This window comes from Pseudochrobactrum asaccharolyticum, from assembly GCF_003314995.1.
Classification (GTDB): domain Bacteria; phylum Pseudomonadota; class Alphaproteobacteria; order Rhizobiales; family Rhizobiaceae; genus Pseudochrobactrum; species Pseudochrobactrum asaccharolyticum.
The window spans coordinates 841,108-860,826 of record NZ_QNRH01000002.1 but is presented as its reverse complement, the minus strand read 5'-3'; the positions used below and the strand labels follow the sequence as shown (position 1 = coordinate 860,826).

Annotated in this window: 19 protein-coding genes; 8 read left to right on the top strand and 11 right to left on the bottom strand. The window is 49.8% G+C overall.

Going from position 1 to position 19,719, the window contains the following annotated elements; genetic code table 11:
- Positions 1-309 precede the first annotated feature (309 nt).
- The gene (locus tag DFR47_RS08500; RefSeq protein ID WP_113943909.1) at positions 310-729 is read right to left on the bottom strand and encodes a metallopeptidase family protein; all 420 of its coding nucleotides are present in this window, start codon (positions 727-729) and stop codon (positions 310-312) included.
- A gap of 150 nt (positions 730-879) precedes the next feature.
- Positions 880-1,485, bottom strand: a complete 606-nt coding sequence (gene leuD / locus DFR47_RS08495) for a 3-isopropylmalate dehydratase small subunit (RefSeq protein WP_113943908.1) — start codon at positions 1,483-1,485, stop codon at positions 880-882.
- Between the two features lie 256 nt (positions 1,486-1,741).
- Here leuD and DFR47_RS08490 point away from each other — a divergent pair, with 256 nt between their 5' ends.
- Both DFR47_RS08490 and DFR47_RS08485 read left to right on the top strand, forming a co-directional pair.
- Positions 1,742-2,629, top strand: a complete 888-nt coding sequence (locus DFR47_RS08490; RefSeq protein ID WP_113943907.1) for an HpcH/HpaI aldolase/citrate lyase family protein — start codon at positions 1,742-1,744, stop codon at positions 2,627-2,629.
- Positions 2,630-2,738: 109 nt separating this feature from the next.
- Positions 2,739-2,945, top strand: a complete 207-nt coding sequence (locus tag DFR47_RS08485) for a DUF1737 domain-containing protein (RefSeq protein ID WP_022709608.1) — start codon at positions 2,739-2,741, stop codon at positions 2,943-2,945.
- Positions 2,946-3,091: 146 nt separating this feature from the next.
- On the opposite strand, the gene DFR47_RS08480 is transcribed toward DFR47_RS08485, so the two are convergent.
- Complete coding sequence (locus DFR47_RS08480) at positions 3,092-5,128, bottom strand: M3 family metallopeptidase (protein WP_245416486.1); 2,037 nt, start codon at positions 5,126-5,128, stop codon at positions 3,092-3,094.
- A 155-nt stretch (positions 5,129-5,283) separates the two neighbouring features.
- Between DFR47_RS08480 and DFR47_RS08475 the strand changes: the two genes are divergently transcribed.
- The 4 genes from DFR47_RS08475 (at position 5,284) to typA (ending at position 11,002) form a co-directional block, all read left to right on the top strand.
- Positions 5,284-5,751 carry a MarR family winged helix-turn-helix transcriptional regulator gene (locus DFR47_RS08475; RefSeq protein ID WP_113943905.1) on the top strand — a complete coding sequence of 156 codons (468 nt, stop codon included), beginning with the start codon at positions 5,284-5,286 and terminating at the stop codon, positions 5,749-5,751.
- 45 nt (positions 5,752-5,796) lie between these two features.
- Positions 5,797-7,065: a multidrug effflux MFS transporter gene (locus DFR47_RS08470; protein ID WP_113943904.1), complete on the top strand. Its 1,269-nt coding sequence runs from the start codon at positions 5,797-5,799 to the stop codon at positions 7,063-7,065.
- 408 nt (positions 7,066-7,473) lie between these two features.
- Positions 7,474-8,862: a magnesium transporter gene (gene mgtE, locus DFR47_RS08465; RefSeq protein ID WP_113943903.1), complete on the top strand. Its 1,389-nt coding sequence runs from the start codon at positions 7,474-7,476 to the stop codon at positions 8,860-8,862.
- A gap of 322 nt (positions 8,863-9,184) precedes the next feature.
- The gene (typA, locus tag DFR47_RS08460) at positions 9,185-11,002 is read left to right on the top strand and encodes a translational GTPase TypA (RefSeq protein ID WP_113943902.1); all 1,818 of its coding nucleotides are present in this window, start codon (positions 9,185-9,187) and stop codon (positions 11,000-11,002) included.
- A 260-nt stretch (positions 11,003-11,262) separates the two neighbouring features.
- Here typA and DFR47_RS08455 read toward each other — a convergent pair whose 3' ends face one another.
- Positions 11,263-11,712: a universal stress protein gene (locus DFR47_RS08455; RefSeq protein ID WP_113943901.1), complete on the bottom strand. Its 450-nt coding sequence runs from the start codon at positions 11,710-11,712 to the stop codon at positions 11,263-11,265.
- A gap of 315 nt (positions 11,713-12,027) precedes the next feature.
- Here DFR47_RS08455 and cysK point away from each other — a divergent pair, with 315 nt between their 5' ends.
- Positions 12,028-12,996: a cysteine synthase A gene (cysK, locus tag DFR47_RS08450; protein ID WP_113943900.1), complete on the top strand. Its 969-nt coding sequence runs from the start codon at positions 12,028-12,030 to the stop codon at positions 12,994-12,996.
- A gap of 455 nt (positions 12,997-13,451) precedes the next feature.
- The gene (locus tag DFR47_RS08445; RefSeq protein ID WP_113943899.1) at positions 13,452-13,895 is read left to right on the top strand and encodes a DoxX family protein; all 444 of its coding nucleotides are present in this window, start codon (positions 13,452-13,454) and stop codon (positions 13,893-13,895) included.
- 118 nt (positions 13,896-14,013) lie between these two features.
- Here the strand turns inward: DFR47_RS08445 and DFR47_RS22220 are convergent, their stop codons facing one another.
- From DFR47_RS22220 to DFR47_RS08415, 7 genes are all read right to left on the bottom strand, one after another.
- Positions 14,014-14,145 carry a hypothetical protein gene (locus DFR47_RS22220; protein ID WP_281011583.1) on the bottom strand — a complete coding sequence of 44 codons (132 nt, stop codon included), beginning with the start codon at positions 14,143-14,145 and terminating at the stop codon, positions 14,014-14,016.
- Between the two features lie 222 nt (positions 14,146-14,367).
- Positions 14,368-15,249, bottom strand: a complete 882-nt coding sequence (locus tag DFR47_RS08440; RefSeq protein WP_113943898.1) for a 3-hydroxybutyryl-CoA dehydrogenase — start codon at positions 15,247-15,249, stop codon at positions 14,368-14,370.
- A 281-nt stretch (positions 15,250-15,530) separates the two neighbouring features.
- Positions 15,531-16,460 carry an electron transfer flavoprotein subunit alpha/FixB family protein gene (locus DFR47_RS08435; protein WP_113943897.1) on the bottom strand — a complete coding sequence of 310 codons (930 nt, stop codon included), beginning with the start codon at positions 16,458-16,460 and terminating at the stop codon, positions 15,531-15,533.
- Between the two features lie 24 nt (positions 16,461-16,484).
- Complete coding sequence (locus DFR47_RS08430) at positions 16,485-17,234, bottom strand: electron transfer flavoprotein subunit beta/FixA family protein (protein ID WP_113943896.1); 750 nt, start codon at positions 17,232-17,234, stop codon at positions 16,485-16,487.
- Positions 17,235-17,627: 393 nt separating this feature from the next.
- Positions 17,628-18,233, bottom strand: coding sequence for a cob(I)yrinic acid a,c-diamide adenosyltransferase (locus DFR47_RS08425; protein WP_113943895.1), 606 nt, complete (start codon positions 18,231-18,233; stop codon positions 17,628-17,630).
- 32 nt (positions 18,234-18,265) lie between these two features.
- On the bottom strand, positions 18,266-18,457 hold the full coding sequence (locus tag DFR47_RS08420) for a twin transmembrane helix small protein (RefSeq protein ID WP_113943894.1): 192 nt from the start codon (positions 18,455-18,457) through the stop codon (positions 18,266-18,268).
- A gap of 257 nt (positions 18,458-18,714) precedes the next feature.
- Entirely contained in the window at positions 18,715-19,572 is an 858-nt protein-coding gene (locus DFR47_RS08415; RefSeq protein ID WP_113944009.1) for an SDR family oxidoreductase, read from the bottom strand.
- Between the last annotated feature and the right edge of the window lie 147 nt (positions 19,573-19,719).

Sequence of the window (19,719 nt, the reverse complement as noted above, 5' to 3'; positions counted from 1 at the left end):
AACCTTAAAATCTCGTAAACACTAAATCAATCTCTCAATCTTTTCAGTGCTTTAGCGATTAGCCAATCTCTCAATCAACCAATCTCAAGGGCGAAACTCTCTGCCGCTAGCAGCGCCGCCGCCCTCGTTGTTGAGCTCATATAGACCCCACCAAGCCAAACTGTCAACACGGGAAACTAAGAAAAATGCCTAAATCGAAAAGATTCTTTCCACAGGCAAAAATGCCAAGCACATTCATTTAGCCGACTTCTCTATATGTGCCGTAGCACGGTATTATATGCCCTATATATAGAGTATGCAGACTGTATTTTAATGTTCGCTGCCGAAACGCTCCATCTCAAGTTCCGACAAGCCTAAACTCTGTCCGATTTCATGAAGCAGGATATGGCTAATAATCTCACCAAGTGTTTCAGTATGCTCACTCCAATAATCCAGAATCGCCCGTCTATAGAGAGTCAGCAGTTCCGGACCTTCCTGAGCGCGCAAATGAAAGCGTTCACCAATACCCCATCCTTCAAAAAGACAGAGAATGTCATAAGGCGTATCAAGATCCAGATCTTCCATGACTTGCTCATCAGGAAAATCTGCAACTTCAATACGGATCTGCGGGCTGAGCGCGCGAAAATCATCTGGCATATGCGCATAAGCATTCAGTGCCAGTGATTGTAATTCATCGATAGACGGGGCAAGCCGTGTTGCCCAGTCTCCGCTCAGATCAGTCTGAACCATTGTTCCTGTCTTTCTGTCCTGCTGATAACCCAGCAGGTGATCTAAAAGTATCCCATAAAAAAACCACGCTAACAGCCATCTGCAGCGTGGTTTCTGACATTATATAGGCATTTAAAGAATAAATGCCAAGAGAGACCGGTTTTAAACGGCTCAAGCCCATGGACGGTTAGCAGAAGCTTTCTTTTCGAAAACTGAAATATTGTCCGATTTTTCCATTGTCAGACCGATATCGTCCAAACCATTCAGCATACAATGACGTTTGAACTCATCCAGTTCAAAACCGATCGAACCACCGTCAGGGCCGGAAATTGTCATGCTTTCCAGATCAATGCTTAAAGTGGCATTGGCACCACGGGAGGCGTCATCCATCAGCTTATCAAGATCTTCCTGAGAAACTTTGATCGGCAGAATACCGTTCTTGAAGCAGTTATTATAGAAGATATCTGCAAAAGAGGTTGAGATCACGCAGCGGATACCGAAATCCAGCAAAGCCCAAGGCGCATGCTCACGTGAGGAGCCGCAACCGAAGTTATCGCCGGCAACCAGAATCTGTGCATTGCGATAAGCAGGCTTGTTCAGAACGAAATCCGGATTTTCCGAACCGTCTTCATTGAAGCGCATTTCCGCGAAAAGACCTTTACCAAGACCTGTACGCTTGATTGTCTTCAGATAATCCTTAGGGATAATCATATCCGTATCGATATTGATGATCGGCAACGGAGCGGCAACGCCGGTAAGCTTGGTGAATTTTTCCATCGGTCTACAAACCTATAAGTCAAAATGCGTTTTCTCATTGTGCTTTACACCAGCTTTTTGCAGAGTCAAAGGCCTGAGAAGAGGTAAAATCCAAGCGAAGTGCCGCACCATGCCGAAAATCGCCTTATCGGTGCCGATAACCAGCAATATTTCATTGATTGCTTATGGCATTCAATACAAACAATATTCTGTACTTTTGGGCAGCCTCCGACGACTAAAAAATACGCGAACCTTTTTGTGCAAGGAAAAATTTTGAATGTCACTTTATAAGCCACGCCGTGCTGTTCTTTATGTACCGGCCAGTCATCAGAAAGCGCTCGCCAAAAGCACAACACTGCATCCTGATGCCATTATCTATGATCTTGAAGATTCCGTTGCTCCGGAAATAAAACAGCAGGCGCGTGAAAATCTGCGCCGTCACTTTCAGGAACAGGGACAAGTCACAATCACTCAGGCCATCCGTATCAATAGTCTCAGCACAGAATGGGGGCAGGATGATCTGCGTTTGGCTGCTAGACTTCGTGTACAGGCTGTTGTTCTGCCAAAGGCAGAGACTCCACAGCAGATTATCGATGTTGCCCGCCAGCTCGACCATGATGATGCGCCGGAGAACTTAGAAATCTGGGCAATGATTGAAACCCCGCGCGGTATTCTCAATGCGGATGAAATTGCCCGACTGGCACAAAAATCCGCGGCGCGCCTCAAATGCTTCATTATCGGCACGAATGATATTGCCCTGAGCACCGGTGTAAAAACCACCAACCAGCGTAGTGCATTACTGCCATGGATGATGCAGGTTATCCTCGCAGCCCGTGCGGGCGGTATTGATGTGCTGGACGGTGTTTATAATAATTTTCAGGATCAGGCCGGTTTTGCTGCCGAGTGTGAACAAGGTGCCATACTGGGTTTTGACGGAAAAACTCTGATCCATCCCTCCCAGATTGAAACAGCTTTAAACAGCTATTCCTCAACTGCCGAAGAAGCCGCATGGGCAAATCAGGTAATTGCTGCTTTTAATCTGCCGGAAAATGCTGGCAAAGGTGCCATTTCTCTGAATGGCACGATGGTCGAGCAATTACATATTCGTCAGGCCGAACGTATTCTAAAGCGCATCCCGAAAAGTGTGAAGCGGTTTTCGGACTAAGATGTGCGTAACAACAAATAGATAGAGCGGTTCCAATGATTCAATCTTACGGGAACCGCTCTAGCGCGTGTGCGCTGATTCTTCTTTCTGCAAACTACAGGAGTTTTCCATGCAGCTTTATCGTTTTCTGACCGGACCAGATGATTCTTCTTTTTGTCATCGCGTTACCGAAGCCCTGAACAAAGGCTGGATGCTCTATGGTTCACCAAGCCACAGCTACAATGCTGAAGAGAAGAAAATGTATTGCGGTCAGGCCGTAACCAAGACCGTTGAAGGTCATGAATATTCGCCGGATATCAAGCTCGGCAGTTTCTAAAAATAAAAGCCCCTGCATAATTTGCAGGGGCTTTTTCTATTTACGAGAGCATAATTCCTTAAACTTGAAACAGTTTAAGGTAAAATTATGCTCTAATTTTAAAGTGTTAGAGCGACCTTTGTGTGCCAGGTCTGGCACACGGCGCTCTAAAGGCCGCGCTTTTCGATCATCGCCTGCGGACTTGGCATCCGGCCACGGAATGTTTTGTACAACTCCTCCGGATCTTTGGAACCACCCGCCGCGTAAATATGTGTCTTCAGCTTTTCTGCCAGATCAGCATTGAAGACATCGCCGCTTTCTTCAAAAGCCGCAAACGCATCGGCATCCAGTACTTCCGACCACATATAAGAATAGTAACCGGCAGAATATCCGTCACCACTGAACACATGCAGGAAATGCGGTGTACGATGGCGCATAATAATCGCTTCCGGCATATCCAGCTTTTTCAAAACCTCTGCCTCAAAAGTCAGCGGATCAGTCACAGGCTTGTCACTGGTATGGAAAGCCATATCCACCAGCGCCGATGAGGTGAATTCCACAGTGTTGAAACCGGCATTGAACGTGGCAGCTTTCAGCACCTTATCAATCAGATCCTGCGGGATTGTCTCACCGGTTTTATAATGTGTGGCGAATTTCTCCAGCACCGGACGCTCTGTCAGCCAATGTTCATAGAGCTGGGATGGCAGCTCGACAAAATCACGCGAGACGGCAGTGCCGGAAATCGCAGGCCATGTCACATCACTCAGCAATCCGTGCAGGGCATGGCCAAACTCGTGGAACAGCGTATGTGCATCATCGAGCGACAACAGCGCCACCTCGCCTTTAGGCGGCTTGGCTAAATTCATCACATTATAAATAATCGGCTGCTGGCCAGCATCCAGACGATGTGACGACTGCAATGCACTCATCCATGCGCCCGAGCGTTTGCTCTGACGGGCAAAATAATCACCTAAGAACAGGCCGCGTCGTGAACCATCCGCATTGAACACTTCCCACACACGCACATCCGGATGCCATGTCTGAATGCCCTGATGCTCTTTAAATGTCAGGCCGAACAGACGGGTTGCAACTTCAAAAGCCGCTTCGATAATTTTATTGAGCTGCAGATAAGGTTTGAGATCGCCTTCATCAAAAGCGAAACGCTCGGCACGCAGTTTTTCTGCATAATAGCGCCAGTCCCAACCGGCGACAGGATGGTTCTGCCCCTCACCGGCAATCAGCTTTTCCAGATCAGCCTGTTCTTCCGATGCGCGCTGTTTGGCTTTTTCCCAAACCGGCAGCAGTAATTCCATCACCGCATCCGGCGTTTTGGCCATTGTGTCATCAAGCTTGAACGCAGCGAAATTTGCATAGCCCAGCAGTTTTGCCTTTTCATCTCGCAAACTGACAATCTCTGTTACCAAGGCACGATTGTCAGTCTCTCCGCCATTTTCACCACGCTTTGCCCATGCTTGATAGGCTTTTTCACGCAAATGGCGAACAGAGGAGAATGTCAGGAACGGCTCCACAATTGCACGGGACAGTGTAACCGCCCAGGCATCTTCACGACCGCGCTCTTCAGCTGCCGCTTTCATCGCAGCCCGCAACTGCTCCGGCAAACCGGCAAGCTCGGCCTCATCCGTGATAAACAACGCCCATGATGCCTCGTCCTTCAGCACATTCTGGCCGAAACCCGCACCGAGACCGGCAAGCTTTTCATTAATATCAGCCAGCCGTGCCTTGTCCTGTGCATTCAGCTTGGCACCATTGCGCACAAAACCTTTCCAGCTTTTTTCCAGCACCCGCAGTGTTTCCGTATCCAGCCCGAGGCTGGCACGGTTCTGATAAAGCGCATCAAGGCGGGCGAACAGCACTTCATTCATCATGATGCGCGAGTGATGGCGGGACATTTTCGGCGCAACCTCACGTTCCAGCGCCTGAATAACCTCGTTGGTATGCGCACCGGCACGCATCCAGAAAATTGCAGCAATATGCGAAAGCTCGCGACCGGAAAGCTGCAAAGCTTTCAAAGTATTTTCAATTGTCGGCGCATCCGGGTTTTGCAGAACCGCTTCCACATCTGCCCAGTCTTTTTCCAGAGCAATATCAAAAGCTGCTTTAAAATCAGCATCAGTGAACTTGCTGAAATCCGGCAGACCAAGCGGGCCGCTCCACTGGCTGAGTGCTTCATTTGCTGGCGTCATCTGATTGTCCTGCGGCATGTCTCACGATCTCCGGTTTGCAAAATTACATTTCAAACATTTAAGCAGCCCGCTTATCCGCCACAAGTGATTTATAAGGATAATTGACCGCGCGAAACATAAATAGTAAATAGAACTTATTATAAGGAAACCTTACTATGTTTTCCGGAAAATCCTATAATCCCGATAGTTTCGGTTTTTTGGTCTATGATATCAGCCGCCTCTTCAGTCTTGAGCGCGAACGCAAGATCGTTGCTGCAGGTCTTGAGCTCACGGCTTTTGAGTCACGGACATTGGTGCATGTGGCGCGCTATCAGCCTGCCCGTCAGGTTGCACTGGCTGAAAGTATGAATATTGAAGCGATGACCCTGTCCGGTTATCTCGACAGGCTGGAGAACCGTCAGCTTTTGCGCCGTGAGCCTGATCCCGATGATCGCCGTGCCAAGCTGATTTTTCTCAATGAGTCCGCTGTACCCGTACTCGATGCTTTAAAGCACATTGCTCTTGAAACCATTGCTGAAGTCTCACGCGCATTGCCGCCTGAGGAATGGGAAAAATTCATGGGCAATCTGATGACAATCCGCGCACATTTAAGAGAAATCAATCAGGAAAACCGGAAAAGCTGATCTGCTTTCCCGCTCGATTACAATCCAACCATAAAGCATGCCGCTATGCCCGATTCATCGCCTCGCGAAAAAGCCTCTCCTCTGGTCATCATGTCCGAACGCCGCGTCGGTATTATCGGTGGTTTTCTCTCGGCGATCGGGCCGCTGGCCATGTCACTCTACACACCGGCAATGCCGGACATTGTGACCGCTTTCGGCACCACGGAATCTGCAGTCAAACTCACACTCACTGCCTATTTCGGTGGTTTCTGCTTTGCCCAGCTGATTTGCGGCCCCCTCTCCGACGGCTACGGACGCAAGCCGATTACGATCCTGTTCATGTCCGTCTATCTGGCGGCAAGTGTGCTGGCACTACTGGCACCGACAATTGAGATTATGGTGCTGGCACGGCTACTACAGGGTGTGGGCGCAGCGGTCGGCGTCACCATGTCCCGCGCGATTGTCCGCGATCTGTTTACCAGCGACAAGTCGGCAAGGGTTATGAATCTGATCGGCATTGTCCTGTCTGTCGGCCCTGCTATCGGCCCGACACTCGGTGGACTGACACTGGAATTCTTCGGCTGGCATGCGATTTTTATGGTCATGATCCTGCAAGGTATCGTGGTTATTACCATCATGCTGCTCTTTGTACAGGAAACAGGCAATCCTGATCCGTCCCGCATCCGTCCGAAAACCCTGATCAAATCCTATTTCAGCCTGCTGAAAACCCCGCATTTCCTGCTGGCCAGTCTGGTACTGACCGGTGCCACCGGTGCCCTTTATACGTCCGCAACCATCATGCCTTTTATTCTGATGTCCCGCGTTGGCTTATCGCCAAGTCAGTTTGGCATGGGAATGCTGCTGCAAACCGCCTTCTATATTTCAGGCGGGATTATCTACCGCTTGATGATGCACCGGCTGAGCGTGTTTCAAATGTCCTGTATCGGCCTGCTCTGCACCTGTTCGGCCAGTATCCTGCTTGCTGTCATGCTGCGCATTTATGAACCAAGCTATTTGCGGGTCATGTTGCCAATGGGGCTCTATGTGATGGGTATCGCGTTCCTCACGCCACAAATGACCACAGCGGCCATGGCACCGTTTCCGCAGATTGCAGGCTCGGCCTCGGCCTTAATGGGCTTTTTCCAGATGGGCGGCGGTCTGGTCGGCGGCATACTCTCCGCCTCAATGGGCGATCCCGTGATTGCTATGTCAACTTTGTTGCCGCTGATGGGATTACTGTCATTAATCAGCTATATCATGTGGAACAGGTTCAAACTGCCTCTGAGCCAGACGATAGAACATCCGGTTACGCCTAAAATTTCTGAACAACGATAAAATCAGACAGGTCTTTTTGAAAACAGAAGCGATCCGAGTGGTCTTATTCCGACATTTGCATCCCGTGGGTGTCGGTCGGAAGTCAAACGTCAAATTCAATCCACTAAAGCATTTCCCGTTTAGATTGGATTATTGGAAATGCTCTATACTTTTATTTACGCGCATCTTATTCCGAAAACCGGTTCCCACTTTTCGGGATACGCTCCGGCAGGGTTGACATCCCCCGCTCAACAGCACAAAAAGCACGGGAAGACCCGTTGGTCTGATTTTAACCGGAGTTTTACTCTTATGCCCTGCGACAGTCACAGTCGATTGTTTATGCCGTCATCGGCAGCCCTGACCTGATCGCAGAAGGCGGTTGGTTTGTCACGGTCTGTCATGACGGCGGATCGACAGAGAGGCAAACCAATGAACAACAATACCGGCACCTATGGTGCAGCCCTCGATACAACCAATCTAGCAATATCCGCCCTGCTTGAGCAGGTTGGCCAGCTGCACACCGGCGATGCCGTTGAGCTGATTAACGAACTCGACCTCGACGATCAGGTGGCTTTATTCCGCGCAGTGTCCACAGATCAGGCCGTCTTGCTGCTTGATCAGCCGGAACTGCATTATGCCGAACAGATTATCGACAGCCTCGACACTGCCCATGCCGGAGAAATCCTGAACGGCATGTCCGCTGACCGCGCCACCGATATCTTCCATGATATGGACTGGCCGTCGCGCAACCGGCTGTTTGCAATCCTGTCTGCGGAAACCAAAGCCAATCTGAAAAAACTGATGGGCTATCCGACAGATACAGCCGGTGGTCTGATGACCACTGAATTTATCTCAGTGCCAACCACCTGGACTGTAGAGCAGACACTGGCGCATATCCGTCAGGTCGAGCGCTCGCGTGAAACAGTCTACGCCATTTATGTGGAAGATCCGGCAACCCGCATCCTGAAATATGTGGTTTCACTGCGTCGTCTCATCATTGCAGACCCGAAGGCCAGCATTGCGGAAGTCGGGCGTGACCAGACACCGCTAACCGTACCACCATTGATGGATCAGGAAGAAGTTTCCCGCCTGTTCCGCAAACACGACCTTCTGGCTATCCCTGTCGTCGACGAACAGCATCATCTGCTCGGTATTGTTACCGTGGATGACGTGCTCGATGCCATGACCGAGGAGACCTCAGAAGACGCCTATAAATTCGGTGGTATGGAAGCTTTCACCAAGCCTTATATGCAGATCGGCTTCTTTGAAATGCTGCGCAAACGCGGCGGCTGGCTCTGTATCTTGTTCCTGAGTGAAATGCTGACCGCCAGTGCAATGCAGCATTTTGAAGTCGAACTGGAAAAAGCCATCGTGCTGGCGCTGTTCATTCCGCTGATCATGAGCTCGGGCGGCAACTCCGGCTCGCAGGCTACCTCTTTGCTGATCCGCGCACTTGCGCTGCAAGACCTCAAACTCGGCGACTGGTGGCGCGTCGCACTGCGCGAAATACCAACCGGTCTGGCACTGGGCTCAATGCTCGGTCTGATCGGCTTTGTCCGCATCGCTATCTGGCAAAAAACCGGTCTCTATGATTACGGCGAGCATTGGGTGCTGATCGGCATTACTATCGGCGTCGCGCTGATCGGCATTGTGCTGTTCGGTTCGGTCTCCGGCTCCATGCTGCCATTCATTCTCCAGCGCCTCGGGCTCGATCCGGCCAGCGCTTCGGCTCCCTTTGTCGCCACGCTCGTCGATGTCATGGGACTGATCATCTATTTCAGCGTTGCGGTGATTTTCCTCACCGGAACCCTGCTTTAGAGCGGTTTCAGTTAATGTTGAATCGTTGAAACCGCTCTAGCTTTTGTTTTTACGCGCATTCTATCCGAAAACCACTTCACACTTTTCGGAATGCGCTCTAACACCCCAAACGGCCGGTGTTTTCCGGCCGTTTTATTCTTCAAAAACGGCGCTTACAGGTTTTTATGCAGTCAGTGCACAGCAGGTTTGAGATATGCGATATGCTAAAATCAGCCCTCCCCCTTTTAAAATTGACGAAAAACCTGTAAGAGCGCCCCATTATCTGCGGCGTTCACTCGGTTTTGTCCTGGGCGTCCCAACCCCCTATTCAGAGTGATAATCAATGCAATTGCGTAACATCGCGATCATCGCACACGTTGACCACGGCAAAACGACCCTGGTTGACGAACTTCTGAAACAGTCCGGTGTATTCCGTGACAATCAGCGCGTCACAGAACGCATGATGGACTCCGGTGATATCGAGCGCGAGCGCGGCATCACCATTCTTGCCAAGGCAACTTCCGCTGTCTGGAAAGATACCCGCATCAATATCGTCGATACTCCGGGCCACGCCGACTTCGGTGGCGAGGTTGAGCGTATCCTCTCGATGGTTGACGGCGTTGTCGTTCTCGTTGACTCCGCTGAAGGCCCGATGCCTCAGACCAAGTTCGTTGTTGGTAAAGCTCTCAAGCTGGGCTTACGTCCTATCGTTGCGATCAACAAGATCGACCGTCCGGATGGCCGTCATGAAGAAGTGATCAACGAAGTTTTCGACATGTTTGCAGCACTGGATGCGACTGACGAACAGCTCGACTTCCCGATCCTTTACGGTTCAGGCCGTAACGGTTGGATGGCAGAAAATCCGGAAGGTCCAAGCGATCAGGGTCTGGCTCCGCTTTACGATCTGATCGTTAAGCACGTTCCTGCACCTAAGGTTGCCGAAGGTCCGTTCTCGATGATCGGTACCATTCTGGAAGCTGATCCGTTCCTCGGCCGCATCATCACCGGTCGTATTCATTCCGGTACATTGAAGCCGAACCAGGCTGTAAAAGTACTCGGTCAGGACGGTAAACTGCTGGAAAACGGCCGTATTTCCAAGATTCTCGCTTTCCGTGGTCTGGAACGTACAGCAATTGAAGAAGGCGTTGCAGGCGATATCGTTGCGATTGCCGGTCTTTCCAAAGGTACTGTGGCAGACACATTCTGCGACCCGTCAATCAATGAAGCCATGAAGGCTCAGCCGATTGATCCGCCAACCGTTACCATGTCCTTCATCGTGAACGACAGCCCGCTGGCCGGTACTGAAGGTGACAAAGTTACCAGCCGTGTTATCCGCGACCGTCTGCTCAAAGAAGCTGAAGGTTCGGTTGCCCTGCGCATTGAAGAATCCGAAGACAAAGACTCGTTCTACGTTTCCGGCCGCGGTGAATTGCAGCTTGCTGTTCTCATCGAAAACATGCGTCGTGAAGGTTTTGAGCTGAGCATTTCGCGTCCGCGCGTTGTGATGCACAAAGACGAAGACGGCAACCTGCTGGAACCGGTAGAAGAAGTTGTTATCGACGTTGATGAAGAATATTCCGGTACTGTTGTTCAGAAAATGTCTGAACGCAAAGCGGAAATGGTTGAGCTGCGCCCATCCGGCGGTAACCGCGTTCGTCTGGTGTTCTTCGCACCAACCCGCGGTCTGATCGGTTACCAGTCTGAACTGATGACTGATACACGCGGCACAGCGATCATGAACCGTCTGTTCCACGAATATCAGCCGCACAAAGGTGAAATCGGCGGACGCAACAACGGCGTGCTGATCTCCAATGATCAGGGCGAATCGGTTGCTTATGCAATGTTCAACCTTGAAGACCGCGGTCCGATGATTATCGATGCCGGTACCAAAGTTTATCAGGGCATGATCGTTGGTATTCATACCCGCGACAATGATCTGGAAGTCAACGTGCTGAAAGGCAAGAAGCTGACCAACATGCGCGCATCCGGTAAGGATGAAGCTGTTAAGCTGACTCCGCCGATCCGCATGACTCTGGAACGCGCTCTGTCCTGGATTCAGGATGACGAACTGATGGAAGTAACACCGAAATCCATCCGTCTGCGTAAACTCTATCTGGACCCGAATGACCGTAAGCGTTTTTCGAAGTCCAAAGGTATGTAATCATACTTAAAAAGAAAACGGCAAAGGCGGCTTTCTTCAGAAAGCCGCCTTTTTCAATATATAAACGCAGTTTCAAACGAAAAACCGGCTTCCACTTTTTCTGAAACTGCTAAAGCATGTCGCGCTCAAATGTATTCATTTGAGCTACCGCGAACATGCGATAATTAAAAGAATCTAGAGCGAGCGCAGTGGGTACGATTAAACGCAACACGCTCTAGTAAGCGCCGTTTTTTTATACCTTCAACAAAGATACGGAACGGTTACTTTACAACCAGCACCGGCACTTTGCTCAAAGACAAAACTTCTGCAGCCTGACTGCCGAGCAGCAGCTTGTTTACACCGCGACGGCCGTGCGAAGCGATAACAATCAGTTCAGCCTGATGGGTCTCTGCAGCTTCAACAATACCGACAGCCGGTGACTGGTTTTCAATATGCAGACCTTCAACAATCACACCCGCATCACGGGCTTTGCCAATCGCCTGCTGCACAATGGCTTTTGCCTGTTCTGCCATGGAAGTACGGTATTCTTCAAAAATTTCCGGCGATGTGCTCAGACCCGGCGCTACGACAATGCCATAGCTTGGGAACAGATCTGTCACCGTCAGAATTGTGATTTTAGCGGAAAGCTCCTTGGCCAGACCAATCGCCTGCTCCAGACCTTTATTGGCAAGATCTGAACCATCTGTTGCCACTAAAATATGCTTATACATTTTTCGCCCTTCCTTCTTACAGTGTCTGCTAAACAATAGCTGAGCAGCACTTCATATTATTTATCTAAGAATTGACAGTAGAAATTACATTGATTGCAATCAAAAATGTTTGTGATCCAATTCCTCAGTTTCATTGTAAATTTTGGAACCGGTAATGCGTGGCAAACGATGACCGTCATCATTTGGCTATAAAATAATTCTAAATTTTCAATTTGATAGAATATTATTCTAATTTGACCGCATAATCTGGAAGCCTGCTTCTATAATCCTGAGCCATCAGGCCCTATGATTTGCGAAAAGATCAGGAGATTTGGTATGAGCGATTCTAACAAGCCAGGCCGCGGCCGTATTTATTCTTCTATTGTTGAAACAATCGGCAATACTCCGCTTGTCCGCGCGGATAAATTCGCCCGTGAAAACGGCGTTGTCGCTAATCTTCTCGTTAAGCTTGAATTCTTCAATCCGCTGGCAAGCGTCAAAGACCGTATTGGTCTGGCCATGATTGAAAGCCTCGAGGCAGAAGGCAAAGCTGTTCCGGGCAAAACCGTTTTCATTGAGCCAACCTCCGGCAATACCGGTATCGCATTGGCTTTTGCTGCTGCTGCCAAAGGCTACAGCCTGATTCTTACTATGCCTGAGACCATGTCGGTTGAACGCCGCAAGCTCCTGAAGCTGCTTGGCGCAGAACTGGTGCTGACAGAGGGTGCCAAAGGTATGAAGGGGGCGATTGCCAAGGCTGAGGAACTCGCCGCCGGTAATCCGGATGCTATCATCCCGCAACAGTTCGAAAATGCCGCCAATCCGGAAATTCACCGCAAAACAACGGCAGAAGAAATCTGGAATGATACCAATGGTGAAGCTGATATTCTGGTTTCCGGTATCGGCACCGGCGGCACCATCACCGGCATCGGACAAGTTCTGAAAGCCCGTAAACCGTCTTTCAAAGTGGTTGCGGTTGAACCGAAAGATTCGCCTGTGCTTTCCGGTGGCAATCCGGGCCCGCATAAAATTCAGGGCATTGGCGCGGGTTTTGCACCTAAAACGCTAGATACCGGCATTTATGATGAAATCATTCAGGTCGCGAACGAAGATGCTTTCGCCTATGCACGCCAGATTGCCCGTGTAGAAGGTATTCCGGTCGGTATTTCTTCCGGAGCAGCGCTTAAAGCTGCAGTGGAAGTCGGTAAGCGTCCGGAAAACAAAGGCAAAAACATTGTCGTTATCATTCCATCCTTTGCCGAGCGCTACCTCTCCACCGCTCTGTTTGACGGTCTGGATGCCTGATAAAATGCCATGTGCCGACTTGGCACACCAAAGATTGCTATGACATCTGAGTTCTTAAAAACCGGCCTCTGTGCCGGTTTTTTGTACCTGTAACCAGAGAAACTATACGGCGCAGGTGACGACTTGCAGCATACACGCGTCACTCCTACCCCACTACGGCTCTGCGCCTTAGAGCATTTCACAGTCAAGTTGGTTCAACTTGGACAGTCCGGGATAATGCGACAAACTAAAAATCTAAAGCGAGCACTGCGATTCAACATGAACGGAAACCGCTTTAGTATTCATCATCACGTAAAGTTCATAAAGAAAATAATGACAGGTCTGCTACATCTCAACTCAAAAATCGAACCGTACGGTTTAATACTTTTAAAGCGTAATTTGATTCCGCATATCGCAGAAAACAACTGAAACTTATTGTCTTTATCAACCCGCTTTCGCGCAGAGACCCTTCATCCATGACAGATAAACACTCTCAACCGTCTTTAATTCTGCCATTTCTGGCGCCTCTTTATGCCCGTTTTCACGATTTAGCCTATGCCGTTATGCGTGCCGCCAGCGGTGGCATCATGGCATTCTTTGGCTGGGAAAAATTATTTAACGGCGATATGCCCCGCGATATTGAACTGTTCCAGCAATTAGGGCTCGAACCTGCTGTGCCGCTTGCCTATTTTACCAGTATTCTCGAATTTGCCGGTGGCATCGCCATTGCAATCGGCCTGTTTACACGCCCGCTCGCTTTCATGCTGTTTATCCAGATGATTGTCATTCTGCTGCTGGTGATGATCCCGCGCGGCAGCGGCTTCCAGCTCTCAACTGTCTGGTTCGGCGTCTTTATGTATCTGAGCGTCGCCGGTAGTGGCCGCTTATCCCTAGACCGCCTGCTTGGCAAACAGTTCTAAACATAAAAGCCGGCTCATGAGCCGGCTTTTTCATTCTCTTTACAACCGGATCTGGGAGCTATCCGGCGCAAGGTATTTTTTAACATGCGGTGCGCCCGACAGGCGCCCAAAAGTCAGTTTAGTGTGAATGACGGGCTGCACAAGCAGGACCGGGTCCACGCATATAATGGCGTTCCGGACGATAGCTTGGTGCCAGAAACTCACGAATAACTTTAACAACTTGACGAAACTGAACGATCAGACCCATCATCCTACACCCTGATTAATTTAGAATTATTATTTTTTCTGAAGCGCAAATCGCAACAGTGAATTTAAGGTAAATATTAGCCAATAAAGGTGAACATCATATGAATTCACATACTTAACGACCCGTTAAAGATAACCTTTTATTTATTAACTTGATAAAAAACCCCGCATTTCTTGACGAAATACGGGGTTTTGATCCGTTTTGCCTCTGAGGCAGTATTAATTCTTAACGGGTTGGTACCGGCTCATCACCACGGTAGTCGTAGAAACCACGGCCGGTTTTGCGTCCCAGCCAGCCTGCTTCGACATATTTAACCAGCAGCGGGCACGGACGATATTTAGAATCCGACAGGCCTTCATAAAGAACCTGCATAATCGACAGGCAGGTATCCAGACCGATAAAGTCGGCAAGTTGCAGCGGCCCCATCGGGTGATTGGCACCAAGCTTCATCGCAGTATCGATTGCATCCACAGTACCGACCCCCTCATAAAGCGTATAGATCGCTTCATTGATCATCGGCAGCAGGATGCGATTGACGATAAAGGCAGGAAAGTCGGCAGAAACCGTAATCGTCTTGCCCAGCTTCTGCACGAAATCGGTCGAAGCGGCAAAGGTCGGCTCTTCCGTCGCAATACCCCGGATCAGTTCAACCAGCTTCATCACCGGCACCGGATTCATGAAATGAATACCGATAAAGCGCTCAGGGCGATCCGTGGTTGCCGCCAAACGGGTGATCGAAATCGATGATGTGTTGGTTGCCAGAATAGCATTGCTATGAAGATGCGGGCAGACCTGCGCAAAGATCTGCTTCTTGATAGCTTCGTTTTCCGTTGCCGCTTCAATTACCAGATCGCAAGGCGCCAGATCAGCCATGGTTTTGGCCGGTTTAATCAGTGCCAGACCGGCAATACGCGCATCTTCAGCCAGTTTGCCGGAAGCAACCTGTCGCGCCATATTTCCGCTGATGGTAGCAATACCGTTTTCCAGCCGCTCAAGCGAAGCATCATGCAACAGCACGTCAAAGCCCGCCAGTGCGCAAACATGAGCAATACCATTGCCCATCTGCCCCGCGCCGATAATACCCACTGTCTTGATTGTAAAACTCATGATGCGCTCCGGTCCCTTCGTATCAATAAATTTACAGCTAGAGAGTTATCTCTGTTCTGCCTACATGAGCAGCCTCATGCAAATAAGTCTAGAGCGGATTACGTTCAAATGAGATGATAGCGCGCTCTGGTTTCTTTTTGGGTCGCATTATCACGGGCGTCAAATTGATTCAATTTGACTGTGAAATGCTCCGCCCATGATTAAAGCAAAACGCGCCCGGATTAAATATCCGGACGCGTTATAATATCAAAGACAATCATGTCTGATTGTCATGATCCTGATTAAAGCGCTTTTTCAAGCTCAGGCAGAATGGTGAACAGATCACCAACCAGACCATAATCAGCAACCTGGAAAATCGGTGCTTCTTCATCCTTGTTGATCGCAACGATCACTTTGGAATCCTTCATACCGGCCAGATGCTGGATCGCACCGGAGATACCGCAAGCGATATAGAGTTGCGGCGCAACGACTTTACCGGTCTGACCAACCTGCCAGTCATTTGGTGCATAACCGGCATCAACCGCAGCACGGCTGGCACCAATAGCAGCACCGAGCTTGTCTGCAACCGGTGTGATCACTTCATTGAATTTCTCAGCAGAACCAAGTGCACGGCCACCGGAAATAATGATTTTTGCCGAAGTCAGTTCCGGACGATCGCCGCCTGAAATCTTGGCTTCAACAAATTTCGATACTGCAGGATCATTACCGGCATCAACGCTCTCAACTGCGGCGGAACCACCTTCACCGGCAGCAGCGAAAGATGCTGTACGCACAGTGATGACTTTTTTAGCATCAGTCGTTTCAACAGTCTGAATCGCGTTACCCGCATAAATCGGACGCTTGAACACGGTCGGAGATACAACTTCAATGATCTCGGATACCTGTGCCACATCGAGAAGAGCAGCAACGCGCGGCAGCACGTTTTTGCCGGATGTTGTGGCAGGTGCAATCACGGTGTCATAAGAACCGGCCAGACCGGTCAGCAATGCGGCGGTTGGTTCTGCCAGACGGTTTTCCAGAGCATCGCTCTCAGCCAGCAGGACTTTACGCACGCCTTTGAGTTTCGCAGCAGCATCTGCGGCAGCTTTCGCGCCTTTACCCGCAACCAGCACATCCACATCACCGCCAATAGCGAGCGCTGCGGTCAGAGCCTTGGCAGTCTGGTCGGAAAGGGTTGCATTATCGTGTTCTGCAAAAAGAAGAATAGCCATAATCGTTTTCCTGTCCTGACCCGCTTACAATACGCCTGCTTCGTTTTTGAGCTTATCAACAAGCTCAGCAACAGAAGCCACTTTCACACCGGCTTTACGGCCGGAAGGCTCTTCGGTTTTCAGAATTTTCAGGCGTGGTGCAGTATCAACGCCGTAATCAGCCGGTGTCTTCTCATCGAGAGGCTTCTTTTTGGCCTTCATAATATTCGGGAGAGAAGCATAGCGCGGCTGGTTTAGACGCAGGTCTGTGGTGATGATTGCAGGCAGCTTGATTTCAATGGTCTGCAAACCGCCGTCAACTTCACGGGTCACATTGGCCGAAGCATCTGAGAGCTGTACTTCAGAAGCAAATGTTGCCTGTGCCCAGCCCAGCAATGCGGAAAGCATCTGACCGGTCTGGTTCGCATCATCATCGATGGCCTGTTTGCCAAGAATAACCAGCTGCGGCTGTTCAGCTTCAACCACACCTTTGAGAATTTTAGCAACAGCAAGCGGCTCAACAACATCGTCGTTTTTAATGAGAATCGCGCGGTCAGCACCCATGGCCAAAGCGGTACGAAGGGTTTCCTGCGCCTGTGCAGGGCCGATCGAAACAACCACCACTTCAGAAACCTTACCGGCTTCTTTCAGTTTCAGAGCTTCTTCAACCGCGATTTCATCAAACGGGTTCATCGACATTTTGACATTGGTCAGCTCAACGCCTGAACCGTCACTCTTGACCCGGATTTTGACGTTGTAATCAACAACCCGTTTAACTGCGACCAGAACTTTCATTCGGTTAAGATCCTCTCCATTGGAACAGCATGTGCTGCTCTCTTCGACAAGATATCAGCTCTTTACCCACTGATATCCGCCTGCCTCTTAGTCAGATACAATTTTAAACTATGACATAAGCAACAACTTGCCTGATGCCGACATTCTAATATCGTATCGCAAACCTGCCTGATGCCCGACCCATATTGTGCGAACAATATTGACCGGAATTTCAGAAATTTCATAAGACCGTAATTCTGAACGGGAAGCAGGTCAATCGCCTGCAAGACCAAGGCTATGAAATCTCGTCATAACCATCTTCGAAACCTGAACAAGCATGTCGCAAAATAAACATGCCAGAGCGCCGGATACCTATTTGGTTATCAAAACGCCTCGAATTTTTGCAGATACCTTCTAGCGCGTCAGCGCCGGAACCCACAAAATATCATCCTGCCCCTGATTATTCCCGATACGGGCTGCCACAAACAACAAGTCTGACAGGCGGTTGATGTAGCGCAGCGCCGGATCAGAAACGATCTCGCCATCCTGTGCCGCCAGAGCTACCATGGAACGCTCGGCTCGGCGTGCAATCGTTCTGGCCATATGCAAATTTGCTGCCGCCGGTGATCCTCCGGGCAAAATGAATGAACGCAGCGGTTCAAGCTGCACATTCAGCGCATCAATCTCCTGCTCCAGACGATCAACCTGCGTACTGATAATTCTTAATGGCTCATAACCGAGATTTGCAGCAGCAGCGCTGGCAGAATCTGAAACAGCATCGGGAGTGGCAATATCAGCGCCGAGGTCAAAGAGATCATTCTGTATCCTTGTCAGTATTGCATCAACTTCCGGCAGGATCAGAGCCGTATAAAGCCGGGCGAGGCCAATTGATGCATTCAGCTCATCAATATCACCGCAGGCAACAATACGCAGATCATCTTTGCGCCGTCTGGGGCCACAGGCCAGACCTGTTGTGCCATCATCACCGGTACGCGTGTAAATTTTATTCAGCTTGACCAAATTGCCTCACAACGGACTGTTTCACAGACGAATTAACGTCGGGCAAAGTATAATGCGCCGACCATTAGCAGCACGGCGATAAACTGAAACATAATACGCAACCGCATCAGCTTATTGGAAGTGTTGCCATCACCGTTTCGCACCATATTGCGCAAGCCCAGCAGCAAAACCACTGCCACAGCGATCATTGCAATGATCGCTAAAAATTTGAAACCGCTGTCCATCTTATTCCTCCCGACTGCTTTTCAGCCATCCTCTGTCTTCCCCTCACAATGTGTAACAGATGCTTTTTGCGGCTGATAGAGCATTTCCCGCAAAAGTGTGTAGCGGTTTTGCGTCAGGACAATGCGACCAAGCAAACCAGCATTTCCCGCAAAAGTGTGTAGTGGTTTTGCGTCTGGATAATGCGACCAAACAAACCGGCATTTCCAGCAAAAGTGCGCAGCGGTTTTGCGCGGACAATGCGAAGGCCGCTTGTTCGTTATGATTGATCGGACAGCATTTTATAAAGCCAGCGAGAGGGCAACAGACGCTTGGCAAGAATGCCCAGCTTTGCCGGACGCGTCACCGGATAATGCGGGCGTGGCCGGTCACTTTCCAATGCATGCAGTAAAACCTCAAATACCGCATCAGGGCCGAGCTTTACTGAGGACTTTGTCCCGCCACCCTGCAATTTTGCAAATTGCCGCTGATAATCCTGCCGGTGAACAGACGCTTCCATATCAATATATTTCTGCGCAAAAGCAGCTGCATTAATCGCAAATTTGCTGGTAATCGGCCCCGGTTCAATCATCGAGACGGTAAGACCGGAACCTTCCAACTCCATACGCTGCACCAGCATCAGCCCTTCCAGTGCAAATTTTGAAGACACATAAGCGCCGCGCCATTTCATCGGCACTAACCCGAGAATGGATGAGCAATGCACCAGCCGTCCTTGCTTGCGGGCACGCATTGCAGGGATCAGCCTTTGTGTTAAATCCTGCCAACCAAAGAAATTAGCCTCAAATTGCAGGCGCAAAGCTTCCATAGGCAAGTCTTCTACCGCTCCGGGCTGCGCATAAGCGCCATTATTAAACAAGGCATCAAGCTGGTGATGACAAGCGTTCAGAACCGCTTCAGCAACAGCTGCAATTGTCTCCGGCTCACAATAATCCAGATAAAATGCTTCAAAGCCCTGCTCCCGCAAATAGGCCAAATCTTCAGCCTTACGAGCGGTCGCAAACACTCTCCAGCCACGCTGTTTCAGTGCCTGCGCACAAAAAGCGCCGATACCGCTGGAACAACCGGTAATCAGAATAGTTTTTTGTGGAGCAGGTGAAGTTTGCGTATTTGGTGTCATCGGTTGCTCTTTATCCGTTGGGTTACGGGCTGACATAATTGCAATTCCTGTCCGCAAAGTTTTATACACGTTGAGTTTTTGACTTATCGTCAGTTATACCACACAAACATGACATCAGCCCCGTAACAGATTTGATATCACAAGCTG